This window comes from Streptomyces sp. MS06, assembly GCF_047200655.1.
GTDB lineage: Bacteria > Actinomycetota > Actinomycetes > Streptomycetales > Streptomycetaceae > Streptomyces.
In genome coordinates this window covers 117,435-138,638 of sequence record NZ_JBJZOJ010000001.1, presented here as the reverse complement: position 1 = coordinate 138,638, position 21,204 = coordinate 117,435, and the positions used below count along the sequence as shown (strand labels likewise).

Below are 21,204 nucleotides of genomic sequence, written 5' to 3'. Positions count from 1 at the left end.
AGCCCGCCCGTAGAGTCGAAGACGTTCGGTCCGATCGGCGGACGTCCGGTGGACGGGAGGTGGCAGGACCCATGGGCGACACGACCGCGCCGGCCCGGCGCGCCGAGCGGGTGCCGGTGCGGCTCGCCGCCGTCTTCCTTCCCGCGCCCCTGCCGCGCGCGGGACGCGTCGCCTTCTGGGACCCCGACGGCGCGCCCCTGCCCGAGCCGGACCCCGTGGAACCGGCGCGGCTCACGGTCGTACGGCGCCACGGCAGTACCGTCCGCCGCCGCGACACCCCCGCACTCACGCTGCCGCTGGACGAGGCACTGCCGCTGCTCGTGCGTGCCCGCCGCGACCCCGCCGCCCACCCCGCCACCGCCTGCTGGGGCGCGGCCGCACTGCACGCCCTGCGGCTCACGGCCCGCGGCCGCCTGCTGCCCGGCCTCACCCCGACCGGTCACGACGCCTGGCGGGCCGGCCCGCTCGACCCGGACGACCTGGCCCACCTGAGAGCCGTCGCCGCCGCCCTGCCCCCCGAGGGCCACGCCGTTCCGCTGCCCGGCCCGGGCCCGCTGCGACTGCCCGCGCCCGAAGCGCTGATGCGCGCCTTCCTCGACGCGGTCGCCGACACCCTGCCCCGCACTCCCGCCGCCCCGCACGCCCTCGGCCGGCCCTTCGCCGCCCGCGAGGCGCAACACCTGCCCGGCGCCCGGGACTGGGCCGCGGAGGTCGCCGCCGGCATGGACGCGGGCGTCCGCGTCTCGCTGCGCCTGGACCTGTCTGCCGACGACCTGTTCGACACCGAGGAGGACGGCGACGGCAGCCGCAGCGCCGCCGCGGTGATCGTGCAGGTGCACAGCCTCGCCGACCCCACCCTGGTGGCCGACGCGGCGGCCCTGTGGTCGGGCGGGGCGGACGCCGCGTTCGGCCCCCGCGCACGCGTCGACGCGGCCCTGGCGGTACGGCGCGCGGCGCGGGTCTGGGCGCCCCTCGCCCGGCTCACCGAGCAGGACGCACCGGACGTGCTGACCCTCTCCGAAGCCGAACTCGGCGAACTGCTCGGCGTCGCCGCCACCCGGCTCGCCGCGGCCGGCGTCGCCGTGCACTGGCCCCGGGACCTGGCCCACGACCTCAGCGCCCGCGCCGAGGTACGGCCCGCACCGGGCTCGGCGACCGACGGCACCGGCTTCTTCGAGAGCGGGGAACTGCTCCGGTTCCGCTGGCAGCTCGCCCTCGACGGTGATCCCCTCACCGAGGCCGAGATGGACGCCCTCGCCGAGGCGCACCGCCCCGTCGTCCGGCTCCGGGACCGATGGGTGCTCGTCGACCCGGCCCTCGTCCGCAAGGCCCGCAAGCGCGAACTCGGCCTGCTCGACCCGGTCGACGCGCTGTCCGTCGCGCTCACCGGTTCCACGGAGGTCGACGGCGAGACGGTCGAGGCCGTCCCCGTCGGGGCGCTGGCCGTCCTGAGGGAGCGGCTCACCGCCGGACTGCGCCCCGCCGAACCGCCGCCCGGCCTGCACGCCACCCTCCGCGACTACCAACTCCGCGGACTGGCCTGGCTCGAGCTGATGACCTCCCTCGGCCTCGGCGGCTGCCTCGCCGACGACATGGGGCTCGGCAAGACCGTGACCGTCATCGCCCTGCACCTCGCCCGCGCCCGCGCCGAGCCGACCCTCGTCGTCTGCCCGGCCTCGCTGCTCGGCAACTGGCAGCGGGAGATCACCCGATTCGCCCCCGGCGTCCCGGTCCGCCGCCACCACGGATCCGACCGCAGCCTCGAAGGCCTGGACGGCGGTTTCGTCCTCACCACCTACGCCACGATGCGCTCGGCCGCACCGGCCCTGGCCGACCGGCCCTGGGGCATGGTGGTCGCCGACGAGGCGCAGCATGTGAAGAACCCCGTTTCGGCGACCGCCCGAGCCCTGCGCACCATCCCGTCCCCGGCGCGCGTGGCGCTGACCGGCACCCCGGTCGAGAACAACCTCTCCGAGCTGTGGGCCCTGCTGGACTGGACGACGCCGGGCCTGCTCGGCCCCCTGAAGTCGTTCCGGGCCCGGCACGCCCGCGCTGTCGAGACCGGGGAGGACGAGGAGGCGGTGGCGCGGCTGGCCCGGCTGGTCCGCCCCTTCCTGCTGCGCCGCAAGAAGTCCGACCCCGGCGTCGTCCCCGAGCTGCCCCCCAAGACGGAGACCGACCACCCCGTTCCGCTCACCCGCGAACAGGCCTCGCTGTACGAGGCCGTGGTCCGCGAGTCGATGCTCGCCATCGAGTCGGCGCAGGGCATCGCCCGCCGGGGCCTGGTGCTGAAGCTGCTGGGCGCCCTGAAGCAGATCTGCGACCATCCGGCGCTCTACCTGAAGGAGCGCCACACCGGACGGGACACCGACCGGCTCGCCGCCCGCTCGGGGAAACTCGCCCTGCTCGACGAACTGCTGGACACGCTCCTCGCCGAGGACGGCTCCGCCCTGGTCTTCACCCAGTACGTCGGCATGGCCCGGCTGATCGCCGCCCACCTCACCGCCCGAGCCGTCCCCGTCGACCTGCTGCACGGCGGCACCGCGATCCCCGAGCGCGAACGGATGGTGGACCGCTTCCAGAGCGGCGCCGTCCCCGTGCTGGTGCTGTCACTGAAGGCGGCCGGCACCGGCCTCAACCTGACCAGGGCGGGGCACGTCGTCCACTTCGACCGCTGGTGGAACCCGGCCGTGGAGGAACAGGCCACCGACCGCGCCTACCGCATCGGCCAGACCCAGCCGGTCCAGGTCCACCGCCTGATCACCGAGGGCACCGTCGAGGACCGCATCGCCGAGATGCTCGCCGCGAAACGCGCTCTGGCGGACGCCGTCCTGGGCTCCGGCGAGTCGGGGCTGACCGAGCTGACGGACCGAGAACTGGCCGACCTGGTCTCGCTGCGCAGGGGGACGTGATGAGCAGCACCGACCGCCCCGCCGACGCGGCCCGACGCGCCCTGCGCGAGGCCCGCGACCACTCCGACCGTGGTGACCTCTCCCACCGTGGTGGCCACTCCGACCACGGTGACGCTGAGCCGCCCCGCCGGGCGGCGGCCGAACAGCCAGCCCCCTCCTGCGGCGGCGCTCCCGCCGGCGGCAGCGGCGGGGACGTGCCGGGGCTCCCGGCACCGACGGGGGCCGGGGACCGGGGTGCGCCGGTCGGCGGAGGCGCGCGGGCCGCCGACGCCGCTCGCGCGGCACTCAGGCGGGCCGCGGCGCAGAGGCGGGGCCGCCGGCGGCCCGGGGCCTCCGCCGACGCCCCGACCTCCGCCGACGCCCCGACCTCCGCCGACGCCCCGACCTCCGGGGCCTCCGTGGCCTCCGGGGCCGAACCCGTCGGGCCGGCGGCGGAGGACACCACCGCTGGCCCCGTCACGGGCGCTGTCGCGGGGCCCGCAGGGAGTCCCCCCGGGATCACCTCGGGTGACTCCGCCGGACCGCACCCCCCGCGCACCGACGGCTCCGCCGCGGCGCGAGGCGACGCGGCTCGGCCTGCCGGCGGCCCGGCCGCGCCGTCCGCCGGTCCGACACGGCGGTCCGCCGGCGCGACGGAGAGGTCCGACCGCGACACCGCCCGCCCGGCGGACGTGGCACGTCAGGCACTGCGGGCCGCCCGCGCCGAGGCCCGGCGGAGTTCGGCGGACGCCGCCCGGGAGACCGGGGCCGGGACCGGGACGGAGCGGCTGGGGGAGCATGCGCCGCGCCCCGGGAACCGCACGGAGCCCGACTCCCCGGCCGGCCGCGAGACGCCGTCCCTCACCCGGGCACGGCCCTCCGACCGCGCCCCGCACCCGACGCCGCCCGCCGACGCTCCCGCCGGCCGATCCCGGCCCCCGGGCGGCCCCGCCCCCGACACCCCGCGGCCACCCGTCACCCCGGCCCCGTCCGAGCCCGCCCGACCGCCCCGCACGCCTCCGCCGCACACCCCGCCTCGGCCGCACATCCCGTCCCCGCCGCAGGCCCCGCGCCCGTCCGGCCCGGCGCCTGCACCCGAGGACCCGAGGTCAGCCTCGGCCGAAGTCCCGTACTCGTCCGAAGACCCGCACCTCCACGAGGCGGACCTCCCGTCCGCGTCGCACCACCCACCCGCCGCAACGGGCCCGACCGGGGCTCCCCGTACCCCGACTTCGATGGCGGCGCCCGCTCGCGACGGCGATCACCGGCGTACCTTCCCCGCCTTCCCGGCCGCCGCGGGCGGGACCCGTTCCGCCGGCGACGGCGACCGGTTCGCGGAGACCTGGTGGGGCAACGCCTGGGTCACCGCGCTGGAGGAGGGCGCGCTGGACGTCCGGCGGCTGGTCCGGGGCCGCCGGTACGCGCAGCAGGGCAGCGTGGACGCGATCACGGTGACGCCGGGGCTCCTGCTGGCGTACGTGCAGGGCAGCCGCCCCCGCCCGTACCGCGTCCAGGTGCGGCTGCGCACGCTGCGTGACGCGGACTGGGAGCGGTTCCTGGATGCCGCCGCCGACCGGTCGGGGCACATCGCCGCACTGCTCGACAAGGAGATGCCGCACTCCCTCGCCGACTGCGGCGTCCCACTGCTGCCCGGCCCCGGCGACCTGGATCCGCGGTGCAGCTGCCCGGACCGCGGCCACCCGTGCAAGCACGCCGCGGCCCTCTGCTACCAGACGGCAAGGCTGCTGGACGCCGACCCGTTCGTCCTGCTCCTGCTGCGCGGCCGCGGCGAGCGCGAGCTGCTGGACGCGCTGTCCCGCCGCAGCGCCGTCCGCGCCGCACGCAGCCGGCAGCCGGAGCCGCTGCCGGGGGTGAGGGCCGTCGAGGCCCTCGCCGAACGGCGGCTGCCGCCGCTGCCCGAGCCGCCGGCGGTGCCCGCGCACCCCGAGCAGCCGCCCGCCTATCCCGGCGTGCCCGACGGGCCCGACCCCTTCGCCCTGGACCAGTTGGCGTCCGACGCCGCCGCCCGCGCGCACACCCTGCTCACCACCGCGACCGACCCGGTCGGCACGCTGACGCTGTGGCAGGACGCGGTGCGCCTGGCGGCCGCCCGCCCCGGCTCCGGGCTCACCGCCGCCACCCGCGCCCTGTACGCCTCGCTCGCCTCGGCGGCCGGCCGCACCCCGGCCGAGCTGGCCCGGGCGGTCGCCGCCTGGCGGCAGGGCGGGCCCGACGGGCTCGCCGTAATGGAGGAGCCCTGGGATCCACCCGCCGGGCGTTTCGATCGTGCCCGCCCGCTGCTCCTCGCGGCCGACCTGCCGGCCTTCCGGCCGTCGCGCAACCGCCTCACCCACCCGGCCGGACACCTCCAGCTCCGCTTCGGCCGGGACGGCCTGTGGTACGCCTACGAGTCGGAGCCCGGCACGGACGACTGGTGGCCGCGCGGCACCGCCGACCCGGACCCGGTGGGCGCGCTCACCGGTGCCGACGTCCACGGCGGCTGCTGAGCCGTTCCCCCTACCGGTGGCCGAGCGCTCCCGCGCCCGCCCGCACCGCGGCGGCGACGTGCCCCCCGACCAGGTGCGACACGCCGGGACTTCCCGGATGCCCGGTGACACGCCATCAGATGGCCTATACCGCCCGCCCGGGAAGGAAGCGCCTTAGCGTGCGAAATATGAAGAAATACCCTCTCACCTATCTGGTGTGCACCGCGGCACTCCTCGGGGCAGGGCTCGGGGCCGCCCCGCCGGCCGCGCATCCCGGACACCGCGTCCACCTCGTCTTCCCCGGCCAGTCGATCCAGAAGGCGGTGGACGCGGCCGCTCCGGGGGACACCGTCCAGCTGACCGTCGGTACCTACCGCCAGAGCGTCAAGATCACCACCCCTGGGCTGACCCTGCGGGGCGTCGGCCGCGACACCGTGATCTCGCCCGGCGACACGAAGGTCGCCCCCGCGGCCGACCGGGCCGCCGCCACCGGCTGCGCGGAGGGCGGCAACGGCATCTGCGTGGTGGGCAGCAAGGACCGGGACGTCCGCGGCGTCACCGTGGCCGACCTGACCGTGACCGGCTTCACCAGCACCGGACTGTTCTCGATGGCCACCGACGGCCTGACCGTGCGCAAGGTGACCGCGGTGCGCAACGGCGTGTGGGGCATCGCCCAGGAGCGCTCCGTCCGCGCGGAGTTCCGCCACAACACCGCCCGGAACAACGGGGACGCGGGCCTGTTCCTCGCCAACACGATCCGCAGCGAGGCAGGTGCACAGGACACCCGGGGCACCGTCGTCGCGCACAACCGCCTCCAGGGCAACCGCATCGGACTCACCGTCCGGCGCCTGCGCAACCTCACCGTCGAGGACAACCTGCTCGCCGGCAACTGCGCCGGCATGTTCGTCGTCGGCGACGAGAACAAGCCCAAGGCCGGCGCCCTCACCGTGCGCGGCAACCGCGTCGACCGGAACAACAAGTCCTGCCCGAAGACCGCCCGGCTGAACGCCATCCAGGGCTCCGGCATCGTGCTGACCGGTGCGGAGGACACCCTGGTGACCCGGAACCTGATCACCGGCAACGCCGGCACCTCCCCGATGTCGGGCGGCGTCGTGCTGTTCAAGAGCTTCGTGGGCGTCACCAGCGACCGGAACCGCGTCACGGACAACGTGCTGAAGGACAACTCCCCGGCGGACCTCGTCGACGTGGCCACCGGCAAGGACAACACCTTCCGCGGCAACGACTGCCGGGCGTCCCGCCCCGCGGGACTGTGCTGACCGGGCGACCCGCGGCCGCCGAAGGCCCGGGAAGGAAAGGACACCGCAGATGACGACCGCTCAGACGACACCGCCCGCCGGGGCCACGGGGTCCGGCCCCGCCGTCCACCCCCCGGCCGGCGCCCCCGCCCCGCCGCCCGCCATGCGGCTGAGGGAACTCGCCTTCGGGGCCGCGTGGGCGGCCGCTCTCCGCGCGGCGGCCCGGCTGGGCGTCGCCGACGCGCTCGGCGACGCCCCCGCGACCGCCGAGGACCTGGCCTCCGCCGTGCGGACCGACCCGGGGACACTCCGCCGGCTGCTGCGGGCCCTGACCTGCCACGGAGTCTTCGCCGAACAGCAGGACGGGACGTTCGTCCACACCGACGTCTCCCGGCTGCTGCGCGAGGACGACCCGCACAGCCTGCGCTCCATCACCCTGTGGTGCACCGAGCCGTGGACCTGGGCGGCCTGGCCCCGGCTCGACGAGGCGGTCCGCACCGGAGGGAACGTCGTCGAGGACCTCTACGGCAAGGAGTTCTTCACCTACCTCAACGAGGACGCCCCCGAGTCCGCAGAGGTCTTCAACCGGGCCATGACCCGGTCCAGCGCCCAGTCCGCGCGCGACGTCGCGGACCACCTGGACCTGTCCGGCAGCACCTCGGTCGCGGACGTCGGCGGCGGGCAGGGCCACGTCGTGGCCGGGCTGCTGGAGAAGTACCCCGCGATGCAGGGGACCCTGCTGGACCTGCCGCGCGTCGTCGAACGCGCCGACCCGCGGCTCCGCCCCGGCGGCTCGCTCGCGGACCGGGTGCGGATCGTGCCCGGCGACTGCCGGGCCGCCGTCCCGGTCCGGGCCGACGTCTACATCATCAAGAACATCCTGGAGTGGGACGACGACAGCACCGCCCGCACCCTGCGCAACGTCATCGAGGCGGGCGGCCCGGGAGCCCGGGTCGTGGTCATCGAGAACCTCGTCGACGACACCCCCTCCATGCCGTTCAGCACCGCGATGGACCTGCTGCTCCTCCTCAACGTCGGAGGCGCCAAGCACACCACCGAGAGCATGACCGCCCGGCTCACCGGCGCCGGACTCGCCGTCCACGGCATCCACCCGGTCAACCCCTACCTGCACGCCTTCGACTGCCGAGTCCCCGCCTGACGCACGCGCCGCCGCCGGTCCGGTCGGTGGGGTCAGGCCGACGGCCCGCGCTCCCACAGGTAGAAGCGCTGTGCCATCGCGTCCTTCGGGGACCGCCAGGTCGCCGGGTCGTAGGCGCTGACGTAAGCCGACAACCGCTCGCTGACGTCCCGGAACTCGGGGTGCCCGGCCACCCGGGCGACGGCGGGACCGGGGTCCTTCTCCGACTCGATCAGGTGCAGGTACACGTCACCGAAGTGGAACAGGCTGCGCCGGGCGACGCCCACGAGGCCGGGCAGTTCGCCCCGGTCGGACTCCTCGAAGACCTTCGCGATGTCGGGGGCCGACCCCGGCGCCATCCGGGCGACGATCAGGGCTTGGTGCATGGGATCTTCCTCCGTGCGGCTCGGCTGGGATCAGTCGGTCAGGCCGGGCGCGGAGCCCCGGTCGGCGGCGGCCTTCTCGATCCGGTCCCGGATCAGGGCCATCTGCGTCTTGGAGTTGCGGTTGATGTTGTCCGTCATCCAGGCGTCGTCGACCGGTGCGTCCGGCTTCATGGCGAAGTCCTGCGTCCACACCATCCGGGTGCCGCCCGGCACCTCCTCGTACCGCCAGTGGATGTTCATGTGGTCGAACGGACCGGTCTCCACCCGGTGGGCGTTCACGGTGAGCGCGTCCCGGTCCGCCTCCCGCTGCGAGACCCAGCTCCACACCTTGCCGTTCGCGTCGGGGTGCATGGTCAGCCGGAACGTCGTCCGGCCGCCCTCCTGGTCGAGGATCTCCACGGAGGCGTACTCGCTGAACAGCCGCGGCCAGTTCGGTACGTCGTTGGTCATGTCCCAGACCAGGTCGACGGGCGCGGCGATGGTGATCTCGTTCTCGGTGTGGCCGGCCATGTCAGGCTCCCGCGGGGATCGCGCTGTTGACGAGGTCAAGGAACTGCCGCGGGGTCCGCGACCGCTCCGCGTCGGCCGGCATCGGGGTGCCGTACCGGTTCTCCAGCTCGCCGACGATCCCGAGCAGCCCGAGCGAGTCGAGGCCCAGGGTGTCGAACCCGGAGTCGAAGCGCTGCTGCAGCTCCTCCGGGGCGACGGTGACTCCGGCGGCCGTCTTCATCAGCTCGGCCAGTTCCTCCACGGTGATGCGTTCACTCATGCCGTTCTTCTCCTTTGCTGTGTGGCCGGTGCCCTCAGCACCAGCGCCGAGTTCGACCCCATGAGCCCCCGGCTGAGGACCAGCGCGGTGCGCAGCTCGGCGGGGCGTGCCCGCTCGGTCACGAGGTCGAGGTCGTGGCAGACGTCGAAGACGTGCGGGGTGGGCGGGATCAGGGATTCCTCCATCGCGAGGACGGCCGCCGCGGTGTCCAGCACCGGTGCGGCGCCGTAGGCCCGCCCGATCCCGGTCTTCGGCGCGGTGACCGGTACGCGGGTGCCGTGGCCGCCGAGGGCGTCGGCGAGGGCGAGGGCCTCCGCCCGGTCCGCCTCGGGCACGCCGAGGGCGTCCGCGAAGACCACGTCGATCTCCTCCGGCGCGCAGCCCGCCTCGTCCAGCGCGCCCCGGATCGCCCGTGCCAGCCCCTCCCGGGACTCGGCCCGGCGGGCCGCGCCGGTGAACGTCGCCGCATGCCCCGCCAGGACCGCCCGTACCCGCGCCCCCCGCTCCCGGGCCGAGACCTCGTCCTCCACGACGAGCAGGGCACCCCCCTCCGCGGGCACGAACCCGCAGGCGCCGGCGGTGAACGGGCGGTACGCCCGGTCGGGTTCGGCCGCGGTGCTCAGCTCCCCGTAGCCGAGCTGGCACACCATCGAGTACGGGGCCAGCGGCGCCTCCGTCGAACCCGCCACGACGGCGCCGGTGCCCCGCGCGACGGTCCGCGCGGCGTGCGCCAGCGCGTCCAGGCCGCCCGCCTCGTCGGAGGCGACGACACCGCAGGGGCCCTTGTAGCCGCGGCGGATGGAGATCTGCCCGGTGCTCGCGGCGTAGAACCAGGCGATGGACTGGTACGGCCCGACGAAGCGGCTGCCCTTCGACCACAGGTTCTGCAGTTCGCGCTGCCCGAACTCGCCGCCGCCGGAACCGGCCGCGGTGACCACGCCCACCGCGAACGGGGACAGCGGTGAGGACGGCGAGCCGTCGCTGTCGGCGTGCCCGAGTCCGGCGTCGGCCAGCGCCAGGTCCGCCGCGGCCAGCGCGAAGTGGGTGAACCGGTCCGTCTGGACCAGGTACCGTTCCTCCACCGCCGCCGCCGGGTCGAAGTCGCGGACCTCGCCCGCCACCCGGAGCGGGAGCCGGTCGCACCCCTCCCGGGTGATCCGGTCCAGCGCGCTGATGCCCTCCTTGGTCGACTTCCAGAAGGCCTCCGTGTCGGCCCCGTTGGGGGCGATCACCCCGATGCCGGTGACGGCCGCCGCTCCCCGCGGCTCCGGTCTGCTCATCGTGTGCTCCTCCTGGGCCCTCGGGTGCTGTCCTCCGGTCGGGTCAGGACCACGGCGGACTGGAAGCCGCCGAACCCGCTGCCGACGGAGAGCACGTTGTCCAGCCGCTGCTCGCGTGCGACGCGCGGGACGTAGTCCAGGTCGCACTCGGGGTCCGGGGTCTCGTAGTTCGCGGTGGGCGGCACCACCTGGTGGTCCAGGGCCAGCACGCAGGCCGCGACCTCGATCGCCCCGATCGCGCCGAGCGAGTGGCCCACCATGGACTTGATGGAACTCATCGGCGTGCGGTAGGCGTGCGCGCCCAGCGCCCTCTTGACCGCGGCGGTCTCGTGCCGGTCGTTCTGCCGGGTACCGGAGCCGTGCGCGTTGACGTAGTCGACGGCCGTCGGGTCGAGCCGGGCGTGGTCGAGGGCGTGCTCGACGGCCCGGGCCATCTCCAGGCCCTCACCGGTCAGGCCGGTCATGTGGTAGGCGTTGCCGAAGGTGGCGTACCCGGACAGTTCGCAGTACACGTCGGCGCCGCGGGCCCGAGCGTGGTCGAGCTCCTCCAGGACCAGCACCGCCCCGCCCTCGCCCATCACGAACCCGTCGCGGTCCGCGTCGAAGGGGCGCGAGGCGTGGGCGGGGTCGTCGTTGTTGGGGGAGGTGGCCTTGATGGCGTCGAAGCAGGCCATCGTGATGGGGGAGATCGGAGAGTCGGAGGCGCCGGCCAGGCAGATGTCGGCCCGCCCCTCCTCGATGGTGTGCAGGGCGTACCCGAGCGCGTCCAGTCCCGAGGTACAGCCGGTGGAGACGGTCTGCACCGGCCCGCGCGCCTCGAAGCGCTCCGCGACCGTGGCGGCGAGCGTGCTGGGCGCGAACGCGCGGTGCAGATGCGGGCCCGCCTGCCGGTGGTCGGTGTCCCAGCGCTCCCCGTTCCGGCTGACCAGGACGTAGTCGTGCTCCAGCCGGGTGGTTCCCCCGACGGCCGTGCCCAGCGACACCCCGACCCGCCAGGGGTCCACGCGCGCCAGGTCGAGTCCGGCGTCCTGCACCGCCTCGGCCCCGGCGACGAGCGCGAACTGGATGTACCGGTCGCACCGCGCGATCTGCTCCGCGTCCAGGCCGTGGGCCGCCGCGTCGAAGTCGCACTCCGCGGCGATCCGTGAGCGCAGTCCGGCCGGGTCGAAGAAGGTGATGCCCCGCGTCGCCGTGCGCCCGGCCGCCAGGAGGTCCCAGAACGCCGGTGCACCGGTGCCGCCGGGCGCGACTATGCCCAGGCCGGTGACCGCGACGCGCCTGGTCACGTGCGGACCCGAGGCCTGGCGGAGCCCTGCTCCGCGGCCGCGTCCGCCGCGGCGGCGTGTCCGGTCTCCTCGGTGTCGACGTGGCCGAGGTCCGGACGGGGGGCGAGCGGGCCCAGGTGGAAGACGATGCGCGCCTCCACGTTCCCGACGTTGCGGAAGCGGTGCCGCACATGAGCGGGGATCAGCAGCGCCTGCTCGGGCTGCAGCGGGTGCGGCGAACCGTCCAGGTCCACCTCGAGCTGTCCGCACACCACGTAGACGAACTCCTCGGAGTACGGGTGGTAGTGCTCGCCGATGCGATCCCCGGGCTGCACGATCGCCACGCCCATGAAGCCGCTGGTGGAGCCGGCCGTGGTGGGGGTGAGCAGGGCGCGCAGATCGCCGCCGCGCCGGGTGTTGGGCTGTACCTCGCTGAGGTCCACGACTCTGGGACTGGTTGGGGTCACGAGCTCTCTCCGATCATCTGCGGGTCGGGTGTCCGGGCGCCGACGGGTCACGCGTCGGGTGCGCTGCGGTCGGTGATGAGGTCCATGTGCGCCCGGCCCAGCAGTCCGGCCGCGGCACCGCTGCCGGCGGGGGCGTCCGCACCGAGGGCGTCGGTGTCCAGCAGGGCGGCCAGCTCGTCCGCCAGGCCGGGCTCGTCGACACCGAGGGCGGCCTCGGCCCGGGCGTCGAGCGCGCCGCGCACGTCGATCAGCCGGACCACGACGTCGTCCCGCTGGAAGACGGTGCTGCGCAGCACCGGTCCGTCCGGATCGCCGGCCGCCGCGTCCCGCCGGGCCAGGAGTTCCGCCAACCGCATCCCGCAGCCCGGACGCGCCGGGTAGAAGAGTGCGTGCCGTTCGACGTCCGCGGCGTCCGTGCCGTTCCGCCCGGTGGGCTCGGCGGTCGTCACGTGGTGCACGGCGGGCAGCGCCGCCCGGGTGAAGAAGACGCGGGCGGACTCGGGGTCGTCGAGGTCCCGGTCCTGTTCCAGGTACGGGTTGATGGCCTCCTCCACGGCCCGCACCTCCGGCTGCCGCGCCACGTGGCGCAGCGCCGCGAGCAGGTCGCCCCGCACCTCGATGGCGCGCACCACCCGGTTGCCGTGCATGAACAGGGAGGTGCGGCACAGCCGGGTGGTGTCGTCGACCCTGGGTTCGGGAGACGTGTACCCGGCGAGGATCTCGGCGACGGTGCGCTCACTGCCCGGTTTGACGGTGAAGGTGAGCGCGTGCCGGATCACCCCGTCGCCGATCCGCGGCGCGGACTGCAGCCGCCGGTCCTCCGGCGCGCCGCCCGCCGCGGGACCGCCGGTCTCCCGGACGATGTGGAAGCGCAGCGAGCGGGTGTCCCGGACGCAGTTGTGCAGCGGTCGCACCATCTGCACGTGCTCCTCGCTGTTCACCCAGGTCAGAAACGGCGGGGCGCTCTCCCACTCGCTGGTGATGAGCCACTGCGAGGGGTTCTCGATGGACTGGCACAGCTGGTCGCTGACGTGCCCGGGCACGGACGCGACCTGGTTGCACAGCTGTTCGTACGCCTCCAGGAACTGCTGCTGGGCTCCGTCGTGCACGTCCACTAGCAGGACGACACGGAGCGGGGAGCCGTCGAACACGGACTGCGAGATCCGCTGGGGTACGTGGCGCGCCCACGACTGGGGGCCGCCGTGCGGGGCCTGTTGCGGCGCGCCTTCCGGCGTGCGTTCCGAGGTGGTGGTCATCCGGACACAACTCCTTCGAAGGGAGAGGGAAGCGGGAAGGGACGAAAGGGAGGACAGGGGTGAACGGAGGACGGGGAACGGGCGCGGCAGAAGGGGAAACGGGCAGGGGGAGACACGGAAGGGAGGAGGGGGCGGCGCCGGATGCCGTGAGGCGACGTCGGCGCTTCTCGATCCTGCGCCCGTCGCCACCCGCGCGCTACTCCGGGGAACTGCGCGGGTGACCGGCAGGCGGGGCGCTCAGACCAGGTGGGCGAAGACGACCAGGTTGTCCAGGTAGTCCTTCACCGAGTGGTCGTAGTCGCCCGCACAGGTGATGAGCCGGACCTCGGCCCGGTCGGCGTCGGCGTACACCCGCTGGTCGGGGAAGTCGTCCTTGGGAAACGTCTCGGCGTCGTCGACGGTGAAGGACGCGGTGCGCCCGTCGGCCCGCTCGACCCGGAAGACGTCGCCCTTCTCGAGTTCCCCGAGGCGTGCGAAGACGGCCGCCGACGTCACCGTGTCGACGTGTCCGGCGATGATGGACGTGCCCATCTCACCGGGGGAGGGGCCCTCGGCGTACCAGCCGACGAGGTTGGTGTCGCCGGCGGGCGGCGGGTTCAGGTGCCCCGAGGAACCGATGGACAGTGCGGTGAACGGGGCGTCGACGGAGATCTTCGGGATGATCAGGCGCACCGGCTTCGAGCGGGGCAGGCCGTTGCCCGACGGGCGGGGGGAGGGCGTGTCCACCACCGAGGCGCGCCCGGGAGGGGAGGCGGCCGGTTCGGACGCCCCGCCGTGTCCGCCGAGCAGGCTCATGGCCAGCGCCAGCAGGACGACGGCGGCGAACAACGTCACGGGGGAACGGGCGGCGGGCTCCGAAAGGTCCGGTCCGTCGTGGGCGGGGGAGGAGGGGGGCGCTGCCATCGGACACCACCTCACTGGTCACGGCAGCCGAGCGGGGGAAGGAGGGGGCCGGCCGGGCCGCCGCGCGGCGCGCGCGGCGGCCGCGGCGGCTATCGCGTCCGGCATGGCTCAGGCCGCGCTTCCGGCGGTCCTCCTGCGGCGCGCCGCGTACAGACCGGCGGCCGCCACCGCCACGACGGCCAGCCCGCCCGTCGTCACCGTCGGCGAGGCCAGTGCGCCCCCACCGGTGTGCATGCCGCCGCTGGGCTTCTCGTGGTCACCGCTCCAGGAGTTGCCGGAGTCCTTGCGGTAGGTCTCCGGGTCGTACTTGGGGTCCTTCGCGCCGCCCCAGTCGTCGTTCACCGCGGTGAGTGCGCCACCGCCGGTGTGCATGCCGCCGTGCGGCTTCTCGTGGCCGGCGTCCTTGCCGTGGTCGGCCTTGGGGTCCTTCGCGCCGCCCCAGTCGTCGTTCACCGCGGTGAGTGCGCCACCGCCGGTGTGCATGCCGCCGTGCGGCTTCTCGTGGCCGGCGTCCTTGCCGTGCTCCTTGCCGTGTTCCCGGCTGTGGGAGGAGTCCCCCTGGTCCGAGCCGCCGGCGGCCGCCGCGTAGGCGGCGGGGGCGCCGACGACGAGGACGGCCGAGGCCGCGGCAGTGGTCAGGAGTGTGCGAGCAGAGCGCATCTGACGTTCCTTCCGCCGGCGTCCGGGTGGCTGACGTGACATCAGCGCTGCGAACCCGCGCCGGCGTGATCCACCGTCAGCCGGGAGCCCGCCCGCTGCCACCCGGGGCGGGTCGTCCGGGTGACCGCGTCGAGCGACCGGGTGCCCCGCCCGGTGCGGGCCCGTCAGTCCGCGCCCAGGACACCGGCCAGGACCCGGCGCAGTGCCGCCGCGGCGTCCGGGACCGGCCCCGGCGAGCGCCAGGCGACGAACCCGTCCGGCCGGACCAGTACGGCTCCCTCGCGCCCCGTGCCGTGCAGGGCCGACCAGTCGGTGTCGTCCTCCGGCGTCAGGTCGGCCCCCCGGCTGTCCGCGCCGCCGATGCGGTACGAGGTCAGCGGCACGGCGGACTCCTCCGCGATGCGGACGGCGGCCTCGTGCCAGCCCGCGCCCGCACCCGCGCCGCTCAGCAGGACGAGCGACCGCTCGTACAGGTCGAGGGTGGAGACGCGTTCGCCGCCGTGCCGCAGCCACATGTGGGGCGCCCTGCTGCCCGGCGCGCCGGTCAGGTCCAGTCCCTCCGCCGGGACCACGGGCGCCTCGGGGTCGGCGCCGACGACGGCGCCGCGCGGGTAGCGGTAGCCGAGGGCCACGCCCAGGATGCCGCGGCGGGGTCCGCCGCCCGCGCCGGGCGGCGGAGCGAAGCCGGGGTGGCTGTGCTCCGCCGAACGGGCGGCGGCCCGGGCGCTGGTCGCCTCCGCGACCGGGCGGCGTTCGGCGTCGTAGCTGTCCAGCAGCGCGTCCCCGGCCCAGCCGCCGAGCACCCCGGCGAGCTTCCACGCCAGGTTGTGCGCGTCCTGGATGCCGGTGTTGGAGCCGAAGGCCCCGGTCGGCGACATCTCGTGCGCCGAGTCGCCGGCCAGGAACACGCGTCCCGAGCGGTAGGCGGTCGCGACGCGCTGCGCGGCGTGCCAGGGCGCCCGGCCGGTGATCTCCACGTCCAGGTCCGGGTCCCCGACCGCGCGGCGGATGTGCTCCGCGCAGCGCTCGTCGGTGAAGTCCTCCACCGTCTCGCCGCGTTCGGGGTGCCAGGGGGCGTGGAAGACCCAGTTCTCCCGGTTGTCCACGGGCAGCAGGGCGCCGTCCGCGTCCGGGCGGGTCAGGTAGCAGACGATGAAGCGGCGGTCGCCCACCACCTCGGCGAGCCGGTGGGAGCGGAAGGTGACGCTGATGTTGTGGAACAGGTCGCCGGGGCCGCTCTGCCCGATGCCGAGCTGCCGGCGGACGGGGCTGCGGGGGCCGTCCGCGGCCACCAGGTAGTCCGCGCGGATCGTGGTGTGCTCGCCGGTGTCCCGGCTCTTGACGACCGCGGTCACGCCGCCGGCGTCGCTGTCGAACGACAGCAGTTCGGTGCCGAAGCGGAGGTCGCCGCCGAGCCGTACCGCGTGGTCGAGCAGGACCGGCTCCAGGTCGTTCTGGCTGCACAGGCACCAGGAGCTCGGGCTGAAGCGGGCCAGTCCGCCGCCCGGGTCGATCTCCTTGAACAGCCATTCGCCGGAGTCCCCGACCAGGGCGGGTGCCTGCAGGATCCCGTGGTTGCCGGACAGCGTCTCGGCGGCCGCCCGGACACCCTGTTCGGCGCCGGCCACCCGGAGCAGTTCCATGGTGCGCACGTTGTTGCCGCGGCCGCGGGGGTGGATGGACGTGCCGGCGTGACGCTCGACCAGAGTGTGCCGCACCCCCAGGCGCCCCAGGAACAGCGAGGTGGACAGGCCGACCAGGGAACCGCCCACGATGAGCACCGGCACCCGGTGTACCGGATCCGTCGGGTGGCCGGTCGGCTCGGTTTCCTGCACCATCACTCGCCTCCAGTGCCTCGCGTCCGTGTCTCGGCCGGTGCGGCCGGGACCACATCCATGCCCCGCCGGGCGGGCGACGGCTCAGGCTTCACCCACTCGGACGGGATCGGGGACCCGTTCGGAGCGATCCGCACCGTTCCGTCGCCCGCGGGGGCCGGACGGGCGGCGTGCACGGGACCCCGGTCTGCCTTTTCGGGGAATGTGCATCGGCCTCGGGAAAGGTGCATCCGCGCCCGATGGGCCGGGCGAACCGCGGTCAGGGGTTGGGAGCAGAGCCCGTGCCGCCCCGGGGTGTGCACTGCAAGGGACCGGTCGCCGGGGGGCAGCGCCTGCCGCGAGCACCTTCCGGCACCACCCCCGCAGGTCCGCCTTTCCGCCACTCCGCCTTTCCGCCACTCCGCCTATCCGCCTCTCCGCCGTTCCCCGCACACACCGCCGCACGGCCTCGCCGTCCGCACCCCGGCCAGTGCCGCCCGCCGCCCGGGACGGCGCCCGTGTCCCTACCGAGTCGACGGGCCCGCGGAGGCACCGGTCCTGGTCCCGGGGCCCTCGCTGGGCACGAGCTGGCACAGGTTGTAGAGACCGTCCGTGGGCAACGCTCCTCCGGCGGCTGCCGGCGCGCCCTCCAAAGGACTCGCCGACTTCGCGATCGTCCAGTCCTCCCGTCCACTGCCGGCAAATGGGGCATCGGACGCTACGACGCCCTCAAGCGCCTGTTCACCACCGGGGCGTGGAACCCCCCACGCCCTCACCCCCACTGCCGCCTGGTCACCCGGTCCTACCCCGCTGAATAGCTACTGACCAGCCTCTTCGGCGCGAACGTCTTCGCCCTGGTCAGCCGGATCCTCGGCATCCCGGTCATCGTGTTCTGCGCGAACGAGAACGGCAGCGCCTGGTTCACCCGCCGCGCCATTGAGCGTCCGGCGCCGCGTCTTCGAACGCGCCCGTGCCACTGAACAGTTCGCGCCAATTCGCACCCAAGAGCCGTGTCACCCGTTCGAGGGAGGACACGGCTCTGGTGCGTCGACCTAGTCTGGCGGGGTAGCCGTCCGGCACGGGGAGACGCACCTTGTACACCATCATCGTGATACCTCCACCGACCACGGAGGACCGCCATGGCCGCACGCAGCACCGGCGACGACACGAGCGAAACCACCTTCAGATCAGGCTCGCGCCGGGTGAGTTGCTCACCTTCGGCCGGTCCGCGCGCGACAACGACCTCGGCATCGCGCACGACGGGGTCTCCCGCAGAGCCGGTGAGATCACCGCACAGGGCGCCTTCTGGATACTCAGCAACCTCAGCCGCGAGCAGACGTACGTCGTCGAGAACCCGGAAGGCGCGGGCGAGCACATCAAGGTCGGGCCGGGGCGGTTGGACGCGCCGGTCCCCTTCGAGTTCTCCCGGATCGTGCTGCCGGCAGCCGGCGACCTGCTGCCGCTGGACGTGTGGGCGCCGCGCCACGACTACCTGAGCGACGGGGCCGGCCTCGACGGGGCCACGACCGCGCCCGCGTTCTCCCTGGACACCTCCAAGCGCTACTTCGCGGTACTGGCCGCCCTGTGCGAGCCCCGCCTGCGCGGCGCACCGCACGCCCCACTGCCCACCGTCGACCAGGTCGCCGAACGGCTGCGGCCCGCCTGGCCGGCCGCGTCCCGCACGTCGGTGCAGTGGAACATCGACTACCTCGCGGTGAAGCTGCGTCTCAAGCCGAGCCCGGGGACTGCCGATCCTGGCCCGCGCCTGAACGGCAAGAAGGAGCAATTGGTGTCCCTGGCGCTCCGCTTCGACCTTGTGCGGGAGGACGATCTGGTGATGCTGGCCGCCCCGTCCCGCACGCTCGGCGCGGCCCGCAGATGAGCGGCCGCCGAGGGTCCTACTCCGTCGACGTCCCCCGGGGCTACCGCATTGGCGCCTGGCGCGTCCTGGAACCGCTCGCCTCCGGCGCGTTCGGCAGCGTCTACGCCGCCGAACGCCGGCGGGACGGGGCGGAGGCGGAGGCGGATGGTGAGCGGACGTCGAGGGACGGCGCCCCCGGTGCTGAGAAGGCGGACCAAGGACCGGACACCGGCCCGGCCGCGAGCGGCGGCGGCCGCGGTTCCGCGCACCGGCCCGCCGATCCGCCGCCGACGGCTGCGCTGAAGTTCCTGCCCACCGGCACCTGCACACCGCGCCGGCTCAGCCATCTGCAAAAACTGGCCGACCGCGAGGTGGCGTTGCTGCGGCGGCTGCGCAGCCCGCGGCTGATCCGCCTGTACGAGACACTGACGGTCGACGACCCGGCGCATCCGGAGCTCGACGGCGCCACCGTCCTCGTACTGGAACGGGCGGCGGGCTCGCTCGCCGACCTGCTGGCCGGGGCCGAACGGCCACCTGCAGAGGGACCCGTGCTGCTCACGCAGGTCTGCGAGGGACTGCGGCAGCTGCACGGCGCGGGCTGGGTGCACGGCGACCTCAAACCGGCCAACGTGCTGTTGATGCAGGACGGTTCCGTCCGGCTGGCCGACTTCAACATGGCCGCGGAACTGGAGGGTAGCCACGCCTACTCCCCCGCCTTCGCGACCCCCGACTACACGCCGCCCGAACTGCTGTGGCCGGAGGTCGACGAACGCGGCACCCGCATCCGGCCCAGCGCCGACATCTGGGCGTTCGGCGTCCTCGCGCACGTCGTCCTGACCGGCGCCCACCCGCTTCCCGGCGGCACGTCGGCCGTCCGCCGGGAGGCCGGGGTCCGCTATGCCCGCGGCACCGAGGAGCTGCGCCTGTCCGCCGGGCTGCCGGACGCCTGGCGCGGCATCGTCCGGGACTGCCTGTCCCCCACCCACCGCGACCGCGCCCGGTACGACGCAGCCTCCCTGCTGCCGCGGGTACGGCAAGCGGCCGACGGCCCCGCGCCGGCCGGAGAGTCTCCGTGGCCCCTGATGAAGCCGCGCGGCTCGCCGTCCGCTGCGCGGCGCACCCGCGTCCGTGCCCTGCTGGCCCTGACCGGCGTGGCCGCCCTGACCGCCCTCGGCCTCGGCCTCGGCTCGAACTCTCCGCCGGCCGTTGACGGTTCGCCCCCCGCGAAGCGCCCCGCCACGGCCGGTCCGGCCGCCGACCACCGGGAACAGCACGCGAAGACCGGCTCCCCCACCGCCTCCGCCCAGCCCGTCGGATACGACCGCTGTCTGCCGGGTGACGTCTGCTTCTTCACCGGGCGGGACGGCACGGGCGCGATGTGCGCCTGGGAGGGCGACGACACGGACTGGGCGCGCGGCGAAACCACGTGCAGTTGGGCGGGCAAGAGGGACGCCCTGTCGGTCTTCAACAACGGCCACGACACGACCCAGGGCGAGATCTTCATCGATGTCGTCTACTTCGCACGGGACTCACTGCGTGATCGCCTGGGCTGCGTCGAGGTCGGCACACGGCACAACCTGCCCACGCCGCTGCGCCCGATGTCCCACCGCTGGACCGAACACTGCTGAACCCGGCACCCCGCGCGCCCCGTCCAGGTGACCCTCAGATTTATGAGGTACCCCGGCCACCATCCGACGGCCATGGTGTGAGTGTCACATCGAGGGATGGCGTGGCAACAGGGGGTGCATGGCACGTGCCATACGGCAAACGCACGTTCGGCTGGGTGTGCGCGGTCGCGGTCGCGGCCGCCCTGACGGCGACCGCGACCGGCTGCGCCGCACAGCCCTCGGGGAAAGAACCGCGGTCCGGCGCCGCCGGTGCGGCCACCGCTCGGCCCGCGCCGGTCCGGCCGCTGACCTGGCAGCAGCAGCTACGTATCTCGGACGCCGAGGAGCGGCTGACCAAGCAGTGCATGAACCGGCACGGCTTCTCCTACTGGGAGACCCGCATCCTGACGCTGGAGGAGAGCCGGCCCGTCCGCTACGTACAGGATGACGTGGAGTGGGCGCGCCGGTACGGCTACGGCAGCGGAATCGACATGAAGGCCGACCGCGCCCGGCGCCACAATCCGAACGCCGCCTATCGCGGCAGCCTGTCCGCCGCGCGCCGCGCCGCCTACGACACCGCGCTCGACGGCGGCGACCAGGCACGGCTGCTCACCGCCCAGTTGCCCGGCGGGCGCGGCGAGGTCCGCAAGAGGCTCGGCGGCTGCACGGCTGAGGCCGAGAGCAAGCTGTACGGGGATCCGGTGGCCTGGTTCCACGCCGCCAAGATCGCCACCAATCTGCGGCCGCTGTACGTTCCCGAACTGATGCGCGACAAGCGGCTGCGTACCGCGGTCGCGGCCTGGTCGCGGTGCATGCGGCAACACGGCTACTCCTACGACGACCCGCAGGCCGCGCACGACGCCGTGCGGCAGCGCACCGCGCTGAGCGAGCGGTCGGCCACGGCCGGCGAGGCGCTGAAGGCGGAGCGCGAGACGGCCGTCGCGGACGCCCGATGCGCTCGCGAGACATCCCTGAAGTCGGTGGGCACCGCGTGCGAGAAGCTCTACGTGGGTCGGCTGCGCAAGCAGTACGGCAGCACCGTCGACACCTACTGGCTCCTGATGCGCACGGCGTTCAAGCACGCCGAAGAGCTGGTCCAACCACGGGCCTGACCTCGATTCTTCCGCGGCGACCGGCCGCGGACCGATACGCCTTCGACAAGGCG

Annotated in this window: 17 protein-coding genes; 7 read left to right on the top strand and 10 right to left on the bottom strand. The window is 74.6% G+C overall.

Translation table 11 applies throughout. The features are described from left to right. The first annotated feature begins 71 nt into the window (after positions 1-71). The 4 genes from ACL02U_RS00555 (at position 72) to ACL02U_RS00540 (ending at position 7,792) form a co-directional block, all read left to right on the top strand. On the top strand, positions 72-2,912 hold the full coding sequence (locus tag ACL02U_RS00555; RefSeq protein WP_412788539.1) for an SNF2-related protein: 2,841 nt from the start codon (positions 72-74) through the stop codon (positions 2,910-2,912). A 194-nt stretch (positions 2,913-3,106) separates the two neighbouring features. Beyond that, on the top strand, positions 3,107-5,398 hold the full coding sequence (locus tag ACL02U_RS00550; RefSeq protein ID WP_412788635.1) for an SWIM zinc finger family protein: 2,292 nt from the start codon (positions 3,107-3,109) through the stop codon (positions 5,396-5,398). 167 nt (positions 5,399-5,565) lie between these two features. After that, on the top strand, positions 5,566-6,654 hold the full coding sequence (locus tag ACL02U_RS00545; RefSeq protein WP_412788538.1) for a nitrous oxide reductase family maturation protein NosD: 1,089 nt from the start codon (positions 5,566-5,568) through the stop codon (positions 6,652-6,654). 49 nt (positions 6,655-6,703) lie between these two features. Further along, entirely contained in the window at positions 6,704-7,792 is a 1,089-nt protein-coding gene (locus tag ACL02U_RS00540; protein WP_412788537.1) for a methyltransferase, read from the top strand. A 32-nt stretch (positions 7,793-7,824) separates the two neighbouring features. On the opposite strand, the gene ACL02U_RS00535 is transcribed toward ACL02U_RS00540, so the two are convergent. The 10 genes from ACL02U_RS00535 to ACL02U_RS00490 all read right to left on the bottom strand — a co-directional run bounded on the left by ACL02U_RS00535 (position 7,825) and on the right by ACL02U_RS00490 (position 16,595). After that, positions 7,825-8,157, bottom strand: coding sequence for a TcmI family type II polyketide cyclase (locus ACL02U_RS00535; RefSeq protein WP_412788536.1), 333 nt, complete (start codon positions 8,155-8,157; stop codon positions 7,825-7,827). Positions 8,158-8,187: 30 nt separating this feature from the next. Further along, positions 8,188-8,667: an SRPBCC family protein gene (locus tag ACL02U_RS00530; protein ID WP_412788535.1), complete on the bottom strand. Its 480-nt coding sequence runs from the start codon at positions 8,665-8,667 to the stop codon at positions 8,188-8,190. A gap of 1 nt (position 8,668) precedes the next feature. After that, a complete protein-coding gene (locus tag ACL02U_RS00525) occupies positions 8,669-8,926 on the bottom strand; it encodes a phosphopantetheine-binding protein (RefSeq protein ID WP_412788534.1) in 258 nt (85 codons plus the stop codon). Further along, a complete protein-coding gene (locus ACL02U_RS00520; protein ID WP_412788533.1) occupies positions 8,923-10,206 on the bottom strand; it encodes a beta-ketoacyl synthase N-terminal-like domain-containing protein in 1,284 nt (427 codons plus the stop codon). The genes ACL02U_RS00525 and ACL02U_RS00520 overlap by 4 nt, the downstream gene beginning before the upstream one ends. Further along, entirely contained in the window at positions 10,203-11,492 is a 1,290-nt protein-coding gene (locus ACL02U_RS00515; protein ID WP_412788532.1) for a beta-ketoacyl-[acyl-carrier-protein] synthase family protein, read from the bottom strand. Before ACL02U_RS00515 ends, ACL02U_RS00520 begins: the two co-directional genes overlap by 4 nt. After that, on the bottom strand, positions 11,489-11,914 hold the full coding sequence (locus ACL02U_RS00510) for a cupin domain-containing protein (protein ID WP_412788634.1): 426 nt from the start codon (positions 11,912-11,914) through the stop codon (positions 11,489-11,491). The genes ACL02U_RS00515 and ACL02U_RS00510 overlap by 4 nt, the downstream gene beginning before the upstream one ends. A gap of 71 nt (positions 11,915-11,985) precedes the next feature. Continuing rightward, positions 11,986-13,194: a SchA/CurD-like domain-containing protein gene (locus ACL02U_RS00505; RefSeq protein WP_412788531.1), complete on the bottom strand. Its 1,209-nt coding sequence runs from the start codon at positions 13,192-13,194 to the stop codon at positions 11,986-11,988. A gap of 237 nt (positions 13,195-13,431) precedes the next feature. Further along, the gene (locus ACL02U_RS00500; RefSeq protein ID WP_412788530.1) at positions 13,432-14,097 is read right to left on the bottom strand and encodes a class F sortase; all 666 of its coding nucleotides are present in this window, start codon (positions 14,095-14,097) and stop codon (positions 13,432-13,434) included. A gap of 108 nt (positions 14,098-14,205) precedes the next feature. After that, on the bottom strand, positions 14,206-14,757 hold the full coding sequence (locus ACL02U_RS00495; RefSeq protein ID WP_412788529.1) for a hypothetical protein: 552 nt from the start codon (positions 14,755-14,757) through the stop codon (positions 14,206-14,208). A gap of 164 nt (positions 14,758-14,921) precedes the next feature. Then, on the bottom strand, positions 14,922-16,595 hold the full coding sequence (locus ACL02U_RS00490; RefSeq protein WP_412788528.1) for an FAD-dependent oxidoreductase: 1,674 nt from the start codon (positions 16,593-16,595) through the stop codon (positions 14,922-14,924). A gap of 1,069 nt (positions 16,596-17,664) precedes the next feature. Between ACL02U_RS00490 and ACL02U_RS00485 the strand changes: the two genes are divergently transcribed. The 3 genes from ACL02U_RS00485 (at position 17,665) to ACL02U_RS00475 (ending at position 21,151) form a co-directional block, all read left to right on the top strand. Further along, positions 17,665-18,453, top strand: coding sequence for an FHA domain-containing protein (locus ACL02U_RS00485; protein WP_412788527.1), 789 nt, complete (start codon positions 17,665-17,667; stop codon positions 18,451-18,453). After that, positions 18,450-20,060, top strand: a complete 1,611-nt coding sequence (locus ACL02U_RS00480) for a protein kinase domain-containing protein (protein ID WP_412788526.1) — start codon at positions 18,450-18,452, stop codon at positions 20,058-20,060. Before ACL02U_RS00485 ends, ACL02U_RS00480 begins: the two co-directional genes overlap by 4 nt. Positions 20,061-20,185: 125 nt before the next feature. Continuing rightward, a complete protein-coding gene (locus ACL02U_RS00475) occupies positions 20,186-21,151 on the top strand; it encodes a hypothetical protein (RefSeq protein ID WP_412788525.1) in 966 nt (321 codons plus the stop codon). Positions 21,152-21,204: the final 53 nt, after the last annotated feature.